The following is a 17,561-nucleotide window of genomic DNA, read 5'->3' as shown; positions in this document are numbered from 1 at the left end:
CCTATTTCGGATGTCTGAGACGCGGATTGGCGACGATCGCCGCTATGTCCGCAATGATGTTCAGGCTGATGTAGACGGCGGCGAAGATCAGGCCGACCGCCTGCACCACCGGCACGTCGCGCTTGGTGACATGGTCGACGAGGTATTGCCCCATGCCCGGATAGACGAAGATCACTTCGACCACGACGACGCCGACGATCAGATAGGCGAGGTTGAGCATAACGACGTTGATGATCGGCGCAATCGCATTGGGGAAGGCATGCCTGCGGATGACGGAAAATGCCGAAAGCCCCTTGAGCTCGGCGGTTTCCACATAAGCCGACTGCATGACATTGAGGATCGCGGCGCGCGTCATGCGCATCATGTGGGCGAGCACCACCAGCGTCAGTGCCGCCGCCGGCAGCATGATCGCCTGCATGCGCTCGCCGAAAGGCATTCCGTCATAGACGGTCGAAATGCCGGGGAAGATCTGGTATTTCACGGCAAAGAAATAAACCAGCACGTAGCCGATGAAGAATTCGGGAAACGACGTCGAGGCAAGCGCCAATCCGGAGATCAGCTTGTCGACCCAGCCATTGCGGTAGCGCACTGCAATCAGGCCGAGGATGATCGCCAGCGGCACGGCCACGACCGCCGCCCAGAAGGCGAGGAACAGCGTGTTCCATAACCGCCCCTGGATCGACGTCGCAATATCCTGACCGCTCGACATCGCCGTGCCGAGGTCGCCGGTCACGACGCCGCCGAGCCAGCGGAAATAGCGGATAAAGGCGGGATCGTTGAGGCCGAGTTGCTCGCGCAGATTGGCGAGCGATTCCGGTGTCGCCGACTGCCCAAGGATGGCTTGCGCGACATCGCCGGGCAGGATTTGGGTGCCGGCGAAGATCAGGACCGATACGGCCAACAGCAAGAGGATGCCCAGCGCAATGCGCTGGGCCACCAGTTTCACGATGGGTGAGGACATATCCGCAAGGCCGGGCTCAGGCTTCGAGCCAGCACTTTGCCAGGGCGTAGCCGTTCATCAGCTCCTGATGCGGATCGTCGACCCAGCCGGCGACCTTGGCGCCCGTCGCGTCGATGAACTGGTTGAACATCGGCAGGATCAGGCCGCCCTCGTCGCGCACAAGGACAGCCATGTCGTGGTACATCGCTTTGCGCTTGTTCTCGTCGAGCTCGGCGCGGGCCGCCAGCACCATCTTGTCGAAATCCGGGCGCAGGAAACGCGTATCGTTCCAGTCGGCCGTCGACAGATAGGCGGTCGAATACATCTGGTCCTGCGTCGAGCGGCCGCCCCAGTAGGAAGCGCAGAAGGGCTGCTTGTTCCAGACTTCGTTCCAATAGCCGTCGCCCGGTTCACGCTTGAGCTCGATCTGGATGCCGGCCTTGGCGGCGCTCTGCTGGAAAAGCTGCGAGGCGTCAACGGCGCCGGGGAAGGCGACGTCCGAGGTCCTGAGCAGCACCGCGCCGTCGTGCCCCGACTTCTTGAAGTGGAACTTGGCCTTGTCGGGATCATACTTGCGCTGCTCGATCTCGGTGAACAGCGGATAGGAGGCATTGATCGGGAAGTCGTTGCCGAGCGAGCCATAGCCTCTGAGAACCTTGTCGAGCATCTCCTCGCGGTCAATCGCCAGCTTCAGCGCCATGCGCAGGTCGTTATTGTCGAACGGCGCTGTGTTGCAGTGCATGATGAAGACGTAGTGACCCGGCCCCGCATGGTTGCGGATGGTGACGCCGGGCAGGCGCTTGATCAGGTCGACGATCTTCGGCTCGACGCGGTTGATCATGTTGACCTGGCCGCCCTGCAGGGCCGAGGTGCGCGCGGTGGCATCGTTGATGACGATGATCTCGATCTGGTCGGCATGGCCCATCTTGTCGCCCTGCCAGTAATTGGCAAAGCGCTCGCCGCCATGGCGCACGCCGGGCTCGTTGGTGGTGATCTTGTAAGGCCCGGCGCCGATGCCGGCATCGGCCTTGTCCTTGCCGCCATTGGGCTGGACGATCAAATGGTAGTCGCTGAGCAGATAGGGCAGGTCCGCATTGGCTTCCTTCAGCGTCAGCACGACTTCCTTGCCGCTGGCCTTGATGCTCTCGATGCCCTTCATGTAGCCGAGCGCGCCCGACTTCGATTTCTCGTCCGAATGGCGTTCGAGCGTGGCCGCCACGTCCTCGGCGGTCACCGTCTTGCCATTGTGGAATTCGATGCCGTCGCGGATCTTCAGCGTCCAGACCTTGGCGTCGTCCGACGAGCCGATCTCCTCGGCGATGCGGTTCTCAAGACTGCCTTCCGGAGACAGCTCGACGATCAGTTCGCCCCACATCTTGCCGAAGGCGAACGGCACCTGCGTCATGAACAGGGCCGGATCAAGGCTGTTGGTGGACTCGCCGCCGACCAGGCCGGCCTTCAGCGTGCCGCCCTTGACCGGACCCGCGGCGCGCGCTGCACTTGAAAGCAGCGAATTGGCAAAGGTCGCGGTGACGCCGAGCGCGGCGGCGCGGCCGAGAAAGTCACGACGGCTCAGTTTGCCGGATGCGACGCGCCGGCTTAGAAATTCCAGTTCGTTCGACATGTTGAGTTCCTCACTCTGTTGGTTCGACCTTATGGTCGTTTTTATGGTTTCTTGTGAAGAGAATAATGACCGCAAGGGAAGGCCGTAAGCAAGACCGAATGCGACATGCCGTGGCGTAAATCGTGCGTCGCAATTGGACCAATCCGCATAAGCGCTCAAAGCATTGCGCGCGGGATTTTCTCTTCGAAATTTCGCTCGAAAACCAGTTCCTCACCTTCATAGGCTTCGATTCTGGCGCTAACCATGAAGTTTTGCGCGTCGGACCGCATCTCGGCTGATGTTTCGGTGCGCACCGACCATCCATTTCGCGACAGCGTCTGCGTCCAATGCGTCTTGCCCGACGCCGACAGCGGATTGTCGGGATGGATCGCCCATGTCTCACGGGCAATGCTGCCATTGGCGAGGCCATGCTCCAGATCGCGCACCTCGCCGAAATCGTCGACAATCGAAAGCGTGATGATTCCGGTCTTTTCGTCGCGATCGATATGACGCTCGGAATTGGCGGCGCGGACCGTTTCGGTTGCCCAGGGCGAGGCTGCTTCCGGTGAGGGGAAACCGACTTCATCGCCTTGCGCAAGCGGTCGCAGCGGCAGCTTCAGCGTTGCCGCCGACAGGTTGAGCCGGACCGGATCCGGCGATGGCCAGATCATCGGCCAGTAGGCGTTCGAAACGGCAATACGCAGGCGATGGCCTGATGGCACGCGATAGGCGCATTGGTCGAGCACCACCCGGGCGCTGACGGTTTCGCCTGGCACCAGCGCTTGCGGGAATTCGTGCGAGTTGTGGTGCGTCAGGTTGAGCACGCCATAGGAGATCAGCTCCGACGCGCCGTCGGGATGCACGTCGCACAGCCGGATGGCGATGTTCGCTTGAGGCCGGTCCGACGAAACCCTGACCAGCACTTCCGGCGCACCGATAATGTCGATCGCCTCAGTCAGCACCGGCTGGTCGAAACATACCGACAGCGCATCGTCGGGGCGCTGGTCGCCGGGCAATTCCGGGCCGAAGGTGAAGGGAAAATATTCGCCGCCGGCAAGGCCGCAACTTTGCGGCGAAGCGACGATGGCCGGCTCGCTGCCTTCTGGGATCAGCTCGATCGCTTGCGCCTCGATACGGGACGACGGCCATTCTTGTTCCGCGACCCAGCGGCCCGGCCGCTCGGGATGCCAGCGTGCCGGGCGGACGCTGTCCATGACATAGGCGCGGTAGGCCGGGTCGGCTTCGACGCCGGTGTCGATGTCCTTCAGCCAGCGGTCCCACCAGCGCAAGGCCTCCTGCAGGAAGCCGATGCGCGGTTCGGGTGCGGCGTAGTGAGGGTATTTGTGGATCCAGGGACCGACGATCCCTTTGACCGGCGCCTCGATATTGCCGGCGAGGTGGGAAATGGTATTTCGATAGCCGTCATGCCAGCCGCCGATCGACAGCACCGCGGCTTGGATGGCGGAATAGTCCTCGCAGATAGAGCCGCGCTTCCAATAGGCGTCGCGGTGCTGATGCTTCAGCCATAGCGGCGCCAAGAAGGGCTGATTCTCCAGCCGGGTCAGCCACAGGTCGCGCCAGCGATTGTCGCCGGCCAGCAGCGGATCCGGCGGCCGCGAGGAATAGGACAGCATGGTCGAGGCCCAGCCGAAATTCTCGATCAGCAGGCAGCCGCCCTTGTAGTGGATGTCGTCTGCATAGCGGTCGACGGTCGAGCACAGGCTGATGACCGCCTTCAGCGCCGGCGGCTGCTTGGCTGCCGTCTGCAGGCAGTTGAAACCGCCCCAGGAGATGCCCATCATGCCGACATTGCCGTTGCACCAGGGCTGGGAAGCCGCCCAGGCGATCACGTCGCAGGCGTCCTGCAATTCCTGCTCGGAATATTCGTCGTCCATAAGCCCTTCGGAATCGCCATTGCCGCGCATGTCGACGCGGATCGAGGCGTAGCCGTGGCCGGCGAAATAGGGATGCGTCAGCTGATCGCGAAAGATCGTGCCGTCGCGCTTGCGGTAAGGCAGGTGTTCGAGAATCGCCGGCACCGGATCGTCGCCGGCATCGGCCGGCATCCACACCCGCGCCGACAGCCGGCAGCCATCCGGCATGACGATGCCCATGTCCGGAAATTCGACGACCTTGCGGGGAAATTCAGTGACGGTTTTCATGCGGCGCTCCTGGCAGGCCGCATGATGGAGCCCAGGCCTGCCGCGTCGTGGGCCAGCCAACGAATTCGGCTGGTCAATCCGCGTCAGCTCAGCGGAATGTCGTTTTCGTCCTTGCTCGCCTGATAGGCGCCGGACAATTCGTCATAGCGTGTGGAGATTTTGCCGATCCGCGTTTCCAGCCGCTGGCGCTCGGCCTCGGGCAGCGATCGCACCATTCTGCGGATCGAAAAGCTCTTCCAGTAGGCGTTCTCGGCATTGTAGCCGCCGGGGTCGAGGGTGAAGACCTCCTTCAGGATATTCAGGTCGTGCGGGATGGCAAAGCTGTCGCGCGAATCCTCGTGCGAAAACAGATAGTAGAAATTGTCGAAGCCGGTCCAGGTAATCGCCGACAAGCAGAGCGAGCAGGGTTCATGCGTGGCCAGAAAAATAGCGTCCTTGGTATCGACGCGCTCGGCCTTCGGCATTTCGTAGAAGCGCTTCAGGCAGTGCACCTCGCCGTGCCAGAGCGGGTTTTCCGTCTCGTTGTTGGTCTCGGCGAGCACCAGCGAGCGATCGTCCTTTCTCAGGATTGCCGCGCCGAACAGCTTATTGCCGTGGGTGACGCCTTCCGCCGTCTTCGGCACGATGTCGTGCTCGATGACGTCGAGCAGGCGATCGATCAGCGAGACGTCGGCCATCAGGCGGTCCCGTCAGGGAGATCGATCTCATAGGCGTGCGAGAAATGACACTCTTCGAGGTTGGAGCCGTCGCCACCGCGGTCGACGACGAGAAAGTCCTGGGCCTCGCCGATCGGCGTCAGCACGCCGTGCCACCGATTGCGCGGGTAATTGACACCCTGCCCGGGCGCGGTGATGAAGGCGTGCGGCTCGCCTGGGCCGTCCTCGCCATCATGGCAAACGACGACCAGGAACGGCCGTGGCGACAGCGGGATGAAAGCCTGGCTACCGAACGGGTGTCGCTCGACCATGGTGAGCTTCAGCGGAAAATCGTAAGGCGTGCCGCGCACCATGGAGATCAGTACACACGCATTCGGCCCCAACGCTTGCGCGGTGGCGAGGTCGTGGAAGCGCTCGGCCTTGCCGCCATTGATCGGGTAGTGATTGTCGCCGCCCATATCGATGACGTCGCCGAATTCGGCGAAGGTCTCGCGGGTCAGCGGCCGGGCGACGATGCGGGTCATGGCGCGCGCCTCGCGACGCCGGCGCCGCCAAGCTTGGCATGCCGGTTGACGTCCTTGTAAAGCAGGTAACGGAACTGGCCCGGACCGCCGGCATAGCAGGCCTGCGGGCAGAAGGCGCGCAGCCACATATAGTCGCCGGCCTCGACCTCGACCCAGTCCTGGTTGAGGCGATAGACCGCCTTGCCCTCCAGCACGTAGAGCCCGTGCTCCATGACATGGGTCTCGGCGAAGGGAATGACCGCGCCCGGCTCCAGCGTGACGATGGTGACATGCATGTCGTGGCGCATGTCGGCCGGATCGACGAAGCGCGTCGTCGCCCATCTGCCTTCGGTGCCCGGCATCGGCGTGGGCGCAATGTCCCGTTCGTTGGCGAACAAGGCTTGCGGAACATCGATGCCTTCGACGGCGTCGTAAGCCTTGCGGATCCAGTGAAAGCGGACAACAGCGCCGCTCTCGTTGCGAACGGTCCATCCGCTGGCCGGCGGCAGGAAAGCAAAGCCACCCGGCTGCAGGACATGTTTCTCGCCAGCCAGCAAAACGGTCAGCTCGCCCTCGACCACGAACAAGGCACCCTCGGCGCCGGCATCCGGTTCAGGCCGGTCGCTGCCGCCGCCGGGCGCGACCTCGACGATATATTGCGAAAACGTCTCGGCGAAGCCGGACAGCGGGCGCGACAGCACCCAGACGCGGGTCTTTTCCCAGAACGGCAGGGCGCTGGTGACGATGTCCTGCATCACTCCCCTTGGAATGACGGCATAGGCCTCGGAGAAGACAGCCCGGCCGGTCAGCAGCTCACTCTGGCCGGGGTGGCCGCCCTGCGGCGCGTAGTAGAATCGGTCGGCCATCTTGATCGTGTCCATGAGTTCAAAGCCTATTGCGAAGCCAAAGCCTATGCGGAAGCCAAGCCTATTGTGGGAGCATGTCCTGGAGGCGGAGCAGCGCGATACGCTCGACCTGTTTGCAGGCGGTGTCGAATTCAACGTCGTGGCTGTTGCCGCTGCGCGCCTCGAACTCCGCCAGGATTTCCGCCTTGGTCTTGCCTTTCACCGCGATAATGAAGGGAAAGCCAAAGGAAGTGACGTAGGCGGCATTGAGTTTGGAGAACAACTCGCGCTCTTTGTCGGTCAGCGCGTCGAGCCCGGCGGAAGCCTGTTCCCTCGTCGATTCCGCCGACAGCCGCTTGGCCTGCGCCAGTTTGCCGGCGAGGTCGGGATGAGCATTGAGCACTGAGAGCCGCTCGGCCTCGCTGGCGCCGCGAAAGACACGGCACAACGCATTATGGAGACCGCCGGCGCTGTCATGCGCTGGGCCGAGTTCCAACTCGTAGGCGCGCTCGGCGATCCACGGCGAATGCTCGAACACGCCACCGAATGCATGGACGAAGGCCTCGAACTCCATTTTCGACGGGCGCAGCGCCGGCCGCCGGAACGGATGGGTCTCTTGCCAGTGCCTGGCGATATCGATGCGCCGCGCCAGCCAGACCCTGTCGTGCGATCTGACGTAGTCGACGAAGCGCTTCAGCGCCGCGACCCGGCCCGGCCGGCCGACGAGGCGGCAGTGCAGACCGATATTCATCATGCGCGGCCTGCCTGCCTTGCCCTCGGCATAGAGCGTGTCGAAACTATCCCTGAGATAGGCAAAGAACTGGTCGCCCGAGTTGAAGCCCTGCGGCGTGGCGAAGCGCATGTCGTTGGCATCGAGCGTGTAGGGGATGATGAGCTGCGGCTTTGTCGACCCGTCCGGCCCATCATGCTCGAACCAGTAGGGCAGTTCGTCGTCATAGGTGTCCGACACATAGTCGAAGCCGCCTTCTTCCGCCGCCAGCCGCACGGTGTTGATCGACGTGCGGCCGGTGTACCAGCCTGCCGGCCGCGCCCCAGTGACCTCGTAGTGGAGCTGGATCGCCGCTTCCATGTCGCGGCGCTCGTCCTCCGGCGCATGGTCGCGGTAGTCGATCCATCTCAGCCCGTGCGAGGCGATTTCCCAGCCGGCCTCCTGCATCGCTGCGACCTGGTCTGGCGAGCGCGCCAGCGCTGTGGCGACGCCGTAGCAGGTGACCGGCACCTCAGCCTCGGTGAACAGGCGCAGCAATCGCCAGAAGCCGGCGCGGGCGCCATATTCGTAAATCGATTCCATGTTCCAGTGGCGCTGCCCGGGCCATGGCGCGGCGCCGACGATCTCGGACAGGAAGGCTTCCGAAGCCTTGTCGCCATGCAGGACGCAGTTCTCGCCGCCTTCCTCGTAATTGACGACGAACTGCACTGCGACATGCGCCCCGCCGGGCCACTTCGGATCCGGCGGATTGGCGCCGTAGCCGCGCATGTCTCGTTCGTACCGCATCGTTGCTCCTGCCGGATTGTGTGATCAGGATAGTCGAAAGCGCCGCTTGCGCATTCCCCCGAAAATTTTGAAAGTGTTTTTGCAGCACTCCGCTCGACCGGGACTTATGCATCGCCTTTAATTGGCGCACAATTCGTCAAACATGTTCGGCTGTATCGGGCATGTTCGACTGTACCGGGAATGGGAGCAGCCAGTGGCGGAAACGTCGAAAGCCGAAGGCGGACGTCTGACGACCCATGTCCTCGACACCGCGACCGGCCGGCCGGCGGCAGGCCTGTCGATCGAGCTTTACCGCATCAACGACGATATGCGGACGCATCTGAAGACGACGGTCACCAATGCCGACGGCCGCTGTGACGCGCCGCTGCTTGCCGACGCGGAATTCCGCACCGGCGAATACGAGCTGGTCTTCGCGGCCGGCGACTATCTGCGCCGGCAGGGATTGAGGCTGCCGGAACCGGCCTTCCTCGACAGCGTGCCGATCCGCTTCGGCATGGCCGAGCTGGTGCACTATCATGTGCCGCTGCTTATATCGCCCTACGGCTATTCGACTTATCGAGGGAGCTGACATATGGCCGGGCTCAAGACACGCAATGAGATACGCTTCATCCTTAATGGCGAGTACATTGCGCTGACCAGGGTTGCGCCTGAGGAGACCTTGCTAGACTGGCTGCGGCTCGAGCGCACGCTGCGCGGCACCAAGGAAGGCTGCGCCGAAGGCGATTGCGGTGCTTGCACCGTGTTGGTCGGAAGGCTCTCAGCCGGCCGGCTGGTCTATGAAAGCGTCAATGCCTGCATCCGCTTCCTCGGTTCGCTCGATGGCACGCATGTCGTGACCGTCGAGCATCTGCGTGGCGACGGCGATAGGCTGCATCCGGTGCAGCAGGCGATGGTCGACTTTCACGGCTCGCAATGCGGCTTCTGCACGCCGGGCTTCGTCATGTCGCTTTACGCTCTGTGGATGCGGTCGCCGGAGCCGTCGGATGCGGCCATCGAAAAGGCGCTGCAGGGTAATCTCTGCCGCTGCACCGGCTACGAGGCGGTCGTGCGGGCGGCACGCGCCATTTCCAGTTACGGCAAGGCGGCGAAGGACCCGCTGGCGGCAGAGCGCAAGGCGATCACGAGCAAGCTCTCAGCCATGAAAAACGGTGAGCGCATCGAGATCGGCTCCGGTAAGCAGCGGCTGGTAGTGCCGGCCAATGCCGACGACCTTGCCGCCGCGCTTGACAAGGAGCCGGGCGCCACCATCGTTGCCGGTTCGACCGATGTCGGCCTGTGGGTGACCAAGCATATGCGCGAGATTGCGCCGGCGATTTTCATCGGCAATCTCGACGGGCTCTGCGGGATCTCCGAAGACAAGGGCATCATCTCCATCGGCGCCGGAGTCACCTATACGGAGGCGTTTTCGACGCTGGCGAAACGCATCCCGGCGCTCGGGCCGCTATTCGATCGCATCGGCGGCGATCAGGTGCGCAATATGGGTACGATCGGCGGCAACATCGCCAATGGCTCGCCGATCGGCGACACGCCGCCGCCGCTGATCGCTTTGGGCGCGCAGCTGACGCTGCGCCGGGGCAACACGCGGCGGACGATCCCGCTCGAAGACTTCTTCATCGGCTATGGCAAGCAGGATCGGCAGCCGGGCGAGTTCGTCGAGGCCGTCCATGTCCCAGTGCCGGGCAGGGACACCAGATTCGCCGTCTACAAGATCACCAAGCGCCGTGATGAGGACATCACTGCAGCACTCGGCGCGTTCCTGCTGACCCTGGCCAGCGACGGCATGGTGACGGATATCCGCATCGCCTATGGCGGCATGGCGGCAACGCCCAAGCGGGCTTTCAGCGTGGAAAAGGCGTTGCTAGGCAGGCCCTGGACGGAGGCGACGGTCGAGCAGGCGATGGCCAAGTACGCCAAAGATTTCACCCCGCTGACCGACATGCGGGCGAGCGCCGAATACCGGGCGTTGGCGGCGCGGAACCTGCTGTTGCGCTTCTTCGCCGAGACCAGCGGCACCAAGGCGCCGATCCAGATATCGCGGTACGAGGCGGCGTAATGACCACGCACGCTCCCAACCTCAAGGCGCAAAAAATCGCCGGTGGCGTTGCCACCGACCAGCGCCATGATTCCGCGCACAAGCATGTCCGCGGCACCGCTGTCTATATCGACGACATGCCGGAACCGGCAGGCACGCTGCATGGCTGCCTTGGGCTTTCGACGACCACGCACGCCACCATCACCAGCATGGACCTGTCGGAGGTGCGCGCCGCGCCCGGCGTCGTCGACGTGCTGACGGCAAGCGACGTGCCGGGCGAAAACGATATTTCGCCGACCGGCCGTCACGACGAGCCGGTGCTGGCCGCCGGCAAGGTGCAGTTCTTCGGCCAGCCGATCTTCTGCGTCATAGCCGAAACCCGGGAGCAGGCGCGCCGCGCCACAAGGCTGGCCAAGGTCGAATACAAGGAGTTGCCTTTCGTCACCGACATCGGCGTGCTTGATCCCCGCAAGGACAAGCTGGTCACGCCGCCGCTGACCCTGAGGCGCGGCGATGCAGCGGCTGCGATCAAGGCGGCGCCGCACCGAGTCAAAGGGCAGATGCGGGTCGGCGGCCAGGACCATTTTTATCTCGAAGGCCAGATCGCCATGGCCATTCCCGGCGAGGATCAGGACGTCTCGATTTATTCCTCGACCCAGCATCCGAGCGAAGTCCAGCACATGGTCAGCCATGCGCTCGGCGTGCCAAGCCATGCCGTCACGGTCGAGATCCGCCGTATGGGCGGCGGCTTTGGCGGCAAGGAAACGCAAGGCAACCAATTTGCCGCGCTCGCGGCGATTGCTGCGAAAAAACACCACCGCGCGGTGAAAATCCGGCCCGACCGCGACGACGACATGATCGCCACCGGCAAGCGCCACGACTTCCTCGTTGATTACGAGGTTGGCTTCGACGACGAGGGCAATATTCTCGGCGTCGATTTCATGTTCGCGGCGCGCTGCGGCTTCTCGGCGGACCTTTCAGGCCCGGTCACCGATCGCGCGCTGTTCCACTGCGACAATACCTATTTCTGGCCGGCGGTTCATGCTCAATCGGCGCCGCTCTACACCAACACCGTGTCGAACACCGCCTTCCGCGGCTTCGGCGGGCCGCAAGGCATGGTGGGGGCCGAGCGTGTCATCGAGGAGGTCGCCTTTGCCCTTGGCAAGGACCCGCTCGAGATCCGCAAGAAGAACTTTTACGGCACCTCAGACCGCAACATCACGCCCTATCACCAGACGGTCGAGGACAACATCATCCACCGCATCGTCGCCGAACTGGAGGCGAGTTGCGACTATGCGCGGCGTCGCCGCACCATTGAAGCCTTCAACGCCAACAGCCGCTTCATCAAGCGCGGATTGGCGCTAACGCCGGTCAAGTTCGGCATCTCGTTCACCGCTACGCATTACAACCAGGCCGGCGCGCTGGTGCATGTCTACACCGACGGTTCGGTGCATCTGAACCATGGCGGCACCGAAATGGGGCAGGGCCTCTACGTAAAGGTGGCGCAGGTTGTGGCGGAAGAGTTCCAGATCGACCTCGACCAGGTCAAGATCACCGCGACGACGACCGGCAAGGTGCCGAACACCTCGGCGACCGCCGCATCGTCCGGCTCCGATCTCAACGGCATGGCGGCGCAGAATGCAACCCGGCAGATCAAGGAGCGGCTTACCAATTTCGCCGCCGAAAAATACCAGGTGCCGCGGGACCAAGTGCTTTTCCTGCCCAACCGGGTGCGCATCGGCAACCAGGAGATCGCCTTCGCCGATCTCGTCAGGCAGGCCTACATGGCCCGCATCCAGCTTTCGGCGGCGGGCTTCTACAAGACGCCGAAAATCCACTGGGATCGCGACAAGGGGGAGGGCCGTCCCTTCTACTATTTCGCCTATGGCGCCTCCTGCTCGGAAGTCTCGGTCGACACGCTGACCGGCGAATACATGGTCGAGCGCACCGACATCCTCCACGAGACCGGCCGCTCGCTGAACCGCGCCATCGACCTCGGCCAGGTCGAGGGCGGTTTCATCCAGGGCATGGGCTGGCTGACGACGGAGGAACTTTGGTGGGACGACAATGGCCGGCTGCGCACCCATGCGCCCTCGACCTACAAAATCCCCTTGGCCTCGGACCGGCCGAAGATCTTCAACGTGACTTTGGCCGATTGGCCGGAAGCGAGCGAGCCGACGGTGCACCGCTCCAAGGCGGTCGGCGAGCCGCCGCTCCCGCTCGGCATGTCGGTGCTGCATGCTCTGTCGGATGCGGTGGCGAGCATTGCCGACCACCGGATCTGCCCGCGCCTCGATCCACCGGCGACGCCGGAGCGTGTGCTGATGGCGATCGAACGGCTGAAGAGGGAAGCCAAGACCGGCACGTGAACTCGGCCTCCGAACCCAGAAAGGTGCAATTCAGGCCGAAAAACTCTATATTTCCCGATAGGGAATGCGAATGATGACCTCGAAAGTGCAAAGCTTGAAAGCCTTTCTTGCCGACGCCGGCCGGGTCGCCCTGGTCGAGGTGGCCGGGACAAAAGGTTCGACGCCGCGCGAGAAGGGCGCCTTCATGCTCGTCTCGGGCGCGGCAAGTTTTGGCACGATCGGCGGCGGCCAACTCGAATACATGGCAATCGACAAGGCGCGGCAGCTGCTCTTCTCCCTCCTTGAGGGGGGTGAGGAGAGGTCGGCCAATGGCCGAGAAAAAGCCAACGATTTGGCTTTTTCAGCGACGAACGCCCGGAGCCATAGCGAAGGGCAGGCCGCGAAGCGGCCAGAGGGGGTCGTCTCAGAAGGCACCGCCAGAGCGTCAAGCACTGCCGCGGCAGCCCCACCCGACGGCCGCGCCGCCACCCTCCCCTCAAGGGGAAGGGATGTCAGCGCCATGCTCGACATCCCGCTCGGGCCGGAGATCGGCCAGTGCTGCGGCGGCAGGGTCGAGGTGTTGATCCGGCTGGTCGATGCCGCGCTGGCGCGAGAGTTGGTTACTGCGGCGGATGCCGAGGCGGCGCAGCTGCCGCATGTCTATATCTTCGGTGGTGGTCATGTCGGCCAGGCGTTGGCCTCGGCGGTGGCCTTGCTGCCGGTCCGTGTCGTCGTTGTCGAGACGCGGGTCGAGGCGCTGGAGGGCATGCCGGACACCGTCGAAACCAGCCTGACGCCTATGCCCGAGGCGATGGTGCGCAAGGCCCCGGCCGGGGCCGCCTTTGTGATCCTCACACACGACCACGCGCTGGATTTCCTGATCGCCACCGAGGCGCTGAAACGCCGGGATGCCGCCTATGTCGGCATGATCGGCTCGAAGACCAAAAAGGCGACGTTCAGGAGCTGGTTCCTGAAGTCGGCGGACGGCAGCGAGGCGGAATTTGCCCGCCTGGTCTCGCCGATCGGCGGTGATGCGGTTAAGGACAAGCGCCCGCAAGTGATCGCGGCACTGGCCGCCGCCGAGATCATGATGGCGCTGGCCGCGCATGCCATGGCATCAGCAGCTCCGCACCCCGCCTCTCGTGGCAAAGCGATGGCCGGCTGACGGCCAAGCGCCCACAGCGTGCTGCTCACTCCGGCCGTTTCAAACCCAGATGGTCGCGTAGCGTGCTGCCTTCATAGTCGGTGCGGAACAGGCCGCGTCGCTGCAGCTCCGGCACGACGAGCCCGGCAAAGGCGTCGAGTTCGCCGGGAAAATAGGAGGGCATGACGTTGAACCCGTCGGCCGCGCCGCCCTCGAAGCGTGCCTCGAGCTCGTCGGCGATCTGGGCCGGCGTTCCGACGACGCGCCAGTGGCCGCGAGCGCCGGCGAAATGGCGCGCAAGCTGCCGAATGGAGAGGTTGTCTCGGCGCGACTGCTCAATGACGAGCGCTTGCCGGCTCTGCATGCCTTCGCTGGGCGGCAGCTCCGGCAACGGCCCATCGATGGGATAGCGCCACAGATCTGAGATACTGAGATAGCTGGACAGCAGCGCGACGCCGACATCGTCAGGGATCAGCTCCTGCAATTCCTCGTATTTTTCCTGGGCTTCAGCCTCGGTTGCCGCCACGACTGGCGCGACGCCCGGCATGATCTTGATGTCGTCCGGCTCGCGCCCATAGGTCGCCAGACGCCCCATGAGATCATCGTAGAAGGCCCTCGCCTCCTCGAATGTCTGCGCCGCCGTGAACACGACGTCGGCGGTCCGGGCGGCAAGATCCCGGCCCTCGTCCGATGCTCCGGCCTGAACCATGACTGGTGCGCCTTGCGGCGAGCGCGGCAGGTCGAGTGGGTCGCGCACCGAAAAGCTTCTGCCGTCGTGACCCGGTCCGGAAACCCCGTCAAGCTTGCCTCGCCAGAGTGCGGCAACCACGGCAGCGAATTCACGCGCGCGCTCGTAGCGGTGGGCATGCGGGCGCAGGCCGGTCGAGCCGAAATTCGCGGCCTCGATGTGGCTGGCCGAGGTGACGAGGTTCCAGCCGGCGCGGCCGCTGCTCAGAAGGTCGAGCGACAAGAAGGTCCGCGCCAGCCCGTAAGGCTCGTTGTAGCTCGTCGACGCTGTGCAGACGAGGCCGATGCGGCTGGTCTGGACCGCGAGAGCCGAAAGCAGGCTGATCGGTTCGAAGCCGATCGAGCGTGACGTCTGGCTGGCGATGTTGATATCGGCCTCGCGCACGCCGGCGGCGTCCTCGCAGAAGATCATGTCGAATTTCGCCGCCTCCGCCGTTCGCGCCAGCTGGATGTAGTGCTCGATGTCGACTCCTGCCGTCACATGCGCTTTTGGGTGGCGCCAGGCGGCAATGTGGTGGCCTGTTGCCCACAGGAACGCCCCGAGCTTCATCTGACGTCGATGGGCGGTCATCGTTCATCTCTCCCAGCAAGTCCGAGATGGGAGCGCAGCGTCGCGCTGGGATAATCCGACCGGAGGAGGCCGCGACGGCGAAGCTCCGGCAGCACGAGGTCGACGAAATCGTCGAGCACAGATAGCGCCGGTGGCATGAGTATGTTGAAGCCATCGCAGCTTTTCGATCGGAAGGGCTCTTCGAGCCTGTCCGCGATCAGGTCCGGCCTGGCGGCCATGTCAGCACCCGGCGCGACGGTCATCAGCACCTTTGTCGCGCCAGGACTGCGCCCGAACGCAAGCGCGTGGCGCTTCAGATCGTCGGGCTTCGCGCCCGCGATCGATGGCTCGTCCAGCAGGATGACATCGGCGAAGCGGGGGGCGATCTCCATGTCGGGCTCCGACAGGACTGACATGACGAGCACCGGGGTATCCTGCGGCGAGCGTGCAACGTTCAGTGGCCCGCGCACAGAGAAAAACTCGCCCTTGTAGTCGAGCAGCTGCATCTTTTCGGGATCGAAGAAGCGGCCGCCGCGCTGGTCGAACAGCAGGGCATCCGCATCCCAGCCTCTCCACAAGCCCCGCACGATCCCGATGAATTCTTCCGCGCGTCGGCGGAAATCGTCGCTGGAAAACCCTTCCGGACGGCTGAAATTGGTCGCCTCGCGCGGATCGGAGACCATGCTCGCGTGCCACCCGGCACGGCCATGGCTGATGACGTCGAGCGATGCGAAACGGCGCGCGAGGTTGTAGGGCTGGTGGGCGACCGTCGACGCCGCGGCGACGAGGCCGATCCTGCTGGTAATCGTCGCAAGCGCTGCCAGCAGGGTCGTCGCTTCGAAGGGCACTTGCCGGTTCGGTGCGTCGCCGCCTGCAGCCGGCGCGGAATCGGCAAGCAGCACCATATCCAGCCCGGCCGTCTCGGCCTTTTGCACAAACCGGGCCAGAAGAGTGAAATCCGGACCGGCGTCGGATGGAGGGGAAAGAGCGCTTTCCGGAAACAGTGAAACGGCGAGATGCATTTTGGCACCGCTGGCCATCGGTCTTCCCTGGTGAGTGAATACCGCTGGGACTATCTTCGCCGGCTTGACGGGACGCAACCGGCCAGCCGGCGATCATTTGCCTGCCAGAATATCCTTGATCAGCCGTTGGCAGCGCTCGGCCATGAAATCGAGCAGCAGCCGCACCTTCGGGTCCTGCAGCTTCTTGTGCGGGTAGACGGCGGCGAACTGCACCGGTGTCGGCGGCGTATCGGGCAGGATCACCTTCAGCCGCCGGTCGCGGATGAACGGCTCGACCTCGAAGCGCGGCTTGTTGATGATGCCGCGGCCGGACAGCGCCCAGCCGGTCAGCACGTCGCCATCATCGGTGTCATAAGGCCCATGCACTTCGAATTTCCGCGGGCCGTCGGCCGTCTGCAGCGTCCAGACGTATTCGCGCGCGCCGGAATAGCGAAGCATCAGGCAGTCGTGCTTCTTGCCGATCAATTCCTGCGGTTCAGTCGGCTCACCGCGCGCCTCAAGATATTTCGGCGCCGCCACCAGCACCCGCTCGCACTCCATGATGCCGCGCATCCTGAGGCTGGAATCCTCGATGATACCCAGCCGGAAGGCAACGTCGATGCCTTCCTTCATGATGTCGACATTGTGGTCTGAAAGCCTCAGCCGCACCTCGATATCAGGGTATTTGTCGTGGAAATCGGGGATGCCCGAGGCCACCAGCCGCCGGCCGAGGCCGAGCGGCGCTGTCACCTTGATGGTGCCGCGCGGCTGGCCGGACAAAGCGCTGACCGCGGCCTCCGCCTCGGTGACCGCCTCAAGCACCTGCTTGGCGCCGGAGTAGAACACCGTGCCGTGCTCGGTCGGCATTAATTGCCGCGTCGTGCGGTTGAACAGCCTGACACCAAGGTGCTTTTCGAGCTCCTTGATGCGGTTGGAGGCGACCGCCGGCGAAATTCGCATGTCGCGGCCCGCCGCCGATAGATTGCCAAGCTCGACGACGCGGACGAAAACGGCGATGTTGTCGAGGTAGGCCATGCGGCTTAGGGCTCTCATACGGCTGCGTAGGGATAACCCTAGTATTTTCCATTTTTTTTTGAAAGTCATCGTGCAGCTCGGCCCTTTCCGTTTGCGCTCCAGTCCGTAAAGTCAGCCGATCGGCAGGGACGACTTTTCAATGTTGGATTTCGCGATTTTCTGGGACTGGCTGAGTTTCGCCGTGCGCTGGCTGCATGTCGTAACCAGCATAGCCTGGATCGGTTCGTCCTTTTATTTCGTCGCGCTCGATCTTGGCTTGCGCCAGCGTCCGGGCATGCCTGTCGGCGCCTTCGGCGAGGAATGGCAGGTGCATGGCGGCGGCTTCTATCACATCCAGAAATATCTGGTGGCGCCGGCCGAAATGCCCGAGCATCTGACCTGGTTCAAATGGGAATCCTACGCCACCTGGCTTTCGGGCTTTGCCATGCTGTGCGTGGTTTACTATGCGGGGGCGGACCTGTTCCTGATCGATCCCAATG

Annotated in this window: 15 protein-coding genes; 5 read left to right on the top strand and 10 right to left on the bottom strand. The window is 63.6% G+C overall.

The genetic code is table 11. The annotated features are described in order from the left end of the window. Window position 1 precedes the first annotated feature (1 nt). The 7 genes from EOA78_RS22145 to puuE form a co-directional block, all read right to left on the bottom strand. Window positions 2-961 carry an ABC transporter permease gene (locus EOA78_RS22145; RefSeq protein ID WP_127316981.1) on the bottom strand — a complete coding sequence of 320 codons (960 nt, stop codon included), beginning with the start codon at window positions 959-961 and terminating at the stop codon, window positions 2-4. Window positions 962-977: 16 nt separating this feature from the next. Beyond that, on the bottom strand, window positions 978-2,564 hold the full coding sequence (locus tag EOA78_RS22140; RefSeq protein ID WP_127316980.1) for an ABC transporter substrate-binding protein: 1,587 nt from the start codon (window positions 2,562-2,564) through the stop codon (window positions 978-980). A 155-nt stretch (window positions 2,565-2,719) separates the two neighbouring features. Continuing rightward, window positions 2,720-4,705 (bottom strand): CocE/NonD family hydrolase, encoded by a 1,986-nt coding sequence (locus EOA78_RS22135; protein ID WP_127316979.1) that lies wholly within the window; start codon window positions 4,703-4,705, stop codon window positions 2,720-2,722. 83 nt (window positions 4,706-4,788) lie between these two features. Beyond that, complete coding sequence (locus EOA78_RS22130; protein ID WP_127316978.1) at window positions 4,789-5,382, bottom strand: nucleoside deaminase; 594 nt, start codon at window positions 5,380-5,382, stop codon at window positions 4,789-4,791. Beyond that, the gene (locus EOA78_RS22125) at window positions 5,382-5,885 is read right to left on the bottom strand and encodes an ureidoglycolate lyase (RefSeq protein ID WP_127316977.1); all 504 of its coding nucleotides are present in this window, start codon (window positions 5,883-5,885) and stop codon (window positions 5,382-5,384) included. Before EOA78_RS22125 ends, EOA78_RS22130 begins: the two co-directional genes overlap by 1 nt. Further along, complete coding sequence (locus EOA78_RS22120; protein ID WP_127316976.1) at window positions 5,882-6,745, bottom strand: bifunctional allantoicase/(S)-ureidoglycine aminohydrolase; 864 nt, start codon at window positions 6,743-6,745, stop codon at window positions 5,882-5,884. The genes EOA78_RS22125 and EOA78_RS22120 overlap by 4 nt, the downstream gene beginning before the upstream one ends. Before the next feature lie 46 nt (window positions 6,746-6,791). Next, window positions 6,792-8,225, bottom strand: a complete 1,434-nt coding sequence (gene puuE, locus EOA78_RS22115; protein ID WP_127316975.1) for an allantoinase PuuE — start codon at window positions 8,223-8,225, stop codon at window positions 6,792-6,794. Window positions 8,226-8,418: 193 nt separating this feature from the next. Here puuE and uraH point away from each other — a divergent pair, with 193 nt between their 5' ends. From uraH to xdhC, 4 genes are all read left to right on the top strand, one after another. After that, window positions 8,419-8,793: a hydroxyisourate hydrolase gene (uraH, locus tag EOA78_RS22110; RefSeq protein WP_029347558.1), complete on the top strand. Its 375-nt coding sequence runs from the start codon at window positions 8,419-8,421 to the stop codon at window positions 8,791-8,793. A 3-nt stretch (window positions 8,794-8,796) separates the two neighbouring features. Continuing rightward, on the top strand, window positions 8,797-10,278 hold the full coding sequence (gene xdhA / locus EOA78_RS22105) for a xanthine dehydrogenase small subunit (protein WP_127316974.1): 1,482 nt from the start codon (window positions 8,797-8,799) through the stop codon (window positions 10,276-10,278). Further along, complete coding sequence (xdhB, locus tag EOA78_RS22100; protein WP_127316973.1) at window positions 10,278-12,626, top strand: xanthine dehydrogenase molybdopterin binding subunit; 2,349 nt, start codon at window positions 10,278-10,280, stop codon at window positions 12,624-12,626. Before xdhA ends, xdhB begins: the two co-directional genes overlap by 1 nt. Window positions 12,627-12,699: 73 nt before the next feature. Next, on the top strand, window positions 12,700-13,770 hold the full coding sequence (xdhC, locus tag EOA78_RS22095) for a xanthine dehydrogenase accessory protein XdhC (protein WP_127317003.1): 1,071 nt from the start codon (window positions 12,700-12,702) through the stop codon (window positions 13,768-13,770). 25 nt (window positions 13,771-13,795) lie between these two features. Here xdhC and EOA78_RS22090 read toward each other — a convergent pair whose 3' ends face one another. From EOA78_RS22090 to EOA78_RS22080, 3 genes are all read right to left on the bottom strand, one after another. Further along, entirely contained in the window at window positions 13,796-15,067 is a 1,272-nt protein-coding gene (locus EOA78_RS22090; RefSeq protein ID WP_127316972.1) for an LLM class flavin-dependent oxidoreductase, read from the bottom strand. Next, complete coding sequence (locus EOA78_RS22085; protein ID WP_127316971.1) at window positions 15,064-16,086, bottom strand: LLM class flavin-dependent oxidoreductase; 1,023 nt, start codon at window positions 16,084-16,086, stop codon at window positions 15,064-15,066. The genes EOA78_RS22090 and EOA78_RS22085 overlap by 4 nt, the downstream gene beginning before the upstream one ends. 75 nt (window positions 16,087-16,161) lie before the next feature. After that, window positions 16,162-17,082 carry a LysR family transcriptional regulator gene (locus tag EOA78_RS22080; protein ID WP_029347567.1) on the bottom strand — a complete coding sequence of 307 codons (921 nt, stop codon included), beginning with the start codon at window positions 17,080-17,082 and terminating at the stop codon, window positions 16,162-16,164. A gap of 139 nt (window positions 17,083-17,221) precedes the next feature. On the opposite strand from EOA78_RS22080, the gene EOA78_RS22075 reads away from it, so the two are divergent. After that, a partial coding sequence (locus EOA78_RS22075; RefSeq protein ID WP_206533475.1) for a urate hydroxylase PuuD occupies window positions 17,222-17,561 on the top strand: 340 nt, incomplete at its 3' end.

The organism is Mesorhizobium sp. M5C.F.Cr.IN.023.01.1.1 (assembly GCF_003997585.1).
Classification (GTDB): domain Bacteria; phylum Pseudomonadota; class Alphaproteobacteria; order Rhizobiales; family Rhizobiaceae; genus Mesorhizobium; species Mesorhizobium wenxiniae.
Note: the sequence above shows the minus strand (reverse complement) of the source record. Positions and strands in the feature narration are given on the sequence as shown.

Excerpts from the sequence above, each read along its gene's own strand:
- EOA78_RS22145 (WP_127316981.1), bottom strand. The coding sequence starts at position 961 with ATGTCCTCACCCATCGTGAAACTGGTGGCCCAGCGCATTGCGCTGGGC.
- EOA78_RS22140 (WP_127316980.1), bottom strand. The coding sequence starts at position 2,564 with ATGTCGAACGAACTGGAATTTCTAAGCCGGCGCGTCGCATCCGGCAAA.
- EOA78_RS22135 (WP_127316979.1), bottom strand. The coding sequence starts at position 4,705 with ATGAAAACCGTCACTGAATTTCCCCGCAAGGTCGTCGAATTTCCGGAC.
- EOA78_RS22130 (WP_127316978.1), bottom strand. The coding sequence starts at position 5,382 with ATGGCCGACGTCTCGCTGATCGATCGCCTGCTCGACGTCATCGAGCAC.
- EOA78_RS22125 (WP_127316977.1), bottom strand. The coding sequence starts at position 5,885 with ATGACCCGCATCGTCGCCCGGCCGCTGACCCGCGAGACCTTCGCCGAA.
- EOA78_RS22120 (WP_127316976.1), bottom strand. The coding sequence starts at position 6,745 with ATGGACACGATCAAGATGGCCGACCGATTCTACTACGCGCCGCAGGGC.
- puuE (WP_127316975.1), bottom strand. The coding sequence starts at position 8,225 with ATGCGGTACGAACGAGACATGCGCGGCTACGGCGCCAATCCGCCGGAT.
- xdhA (WP_127316974.1), top strand. The coding sequence starts at position 8,797 with ATGGCCGGGCTCAAGACACGCAATGAGATACGCTTCATCCTTAATGGC.
- xdhB (WP_127316973.1), top strand. The coding sequence starts at position 10,278 with ATGACCACGCACGCTCCCAACCTCAAGGCGCAAAAAATCGCCGGTGGC.
- xdhC (WP_127317003.1), top strand. The coding sequence starts at position 12,700 with ATGACCTCGAAAGTGCAAAGCTTGAAAGCCTTTCTTGCCGACGCCGGC.
- EOA78_RS22090 (WP_127316972.1), bottom strand. The coding sequence starts at position 15,067 with ATGACCGCCCATCGACGTCAGATGAAGCTCGGGGCGTTCCTGTGGGCA.
- EOA78_RS22085 (WP_127316971.1), bottom strand. The coding sequence starts at position 16,086 with ATGGCCAGCGGTGCCAAAATGCATCTCGCCGTTTCACTGTTTCCGGAA.
- EOA78_RS22080 (WP_029347567.1), bottom strand. The coding sequence starts at position 17,082 with ATGGCCTACCTCGACAACATCGCCGTTTTCGTCCGCGTCGTCGAGCTT.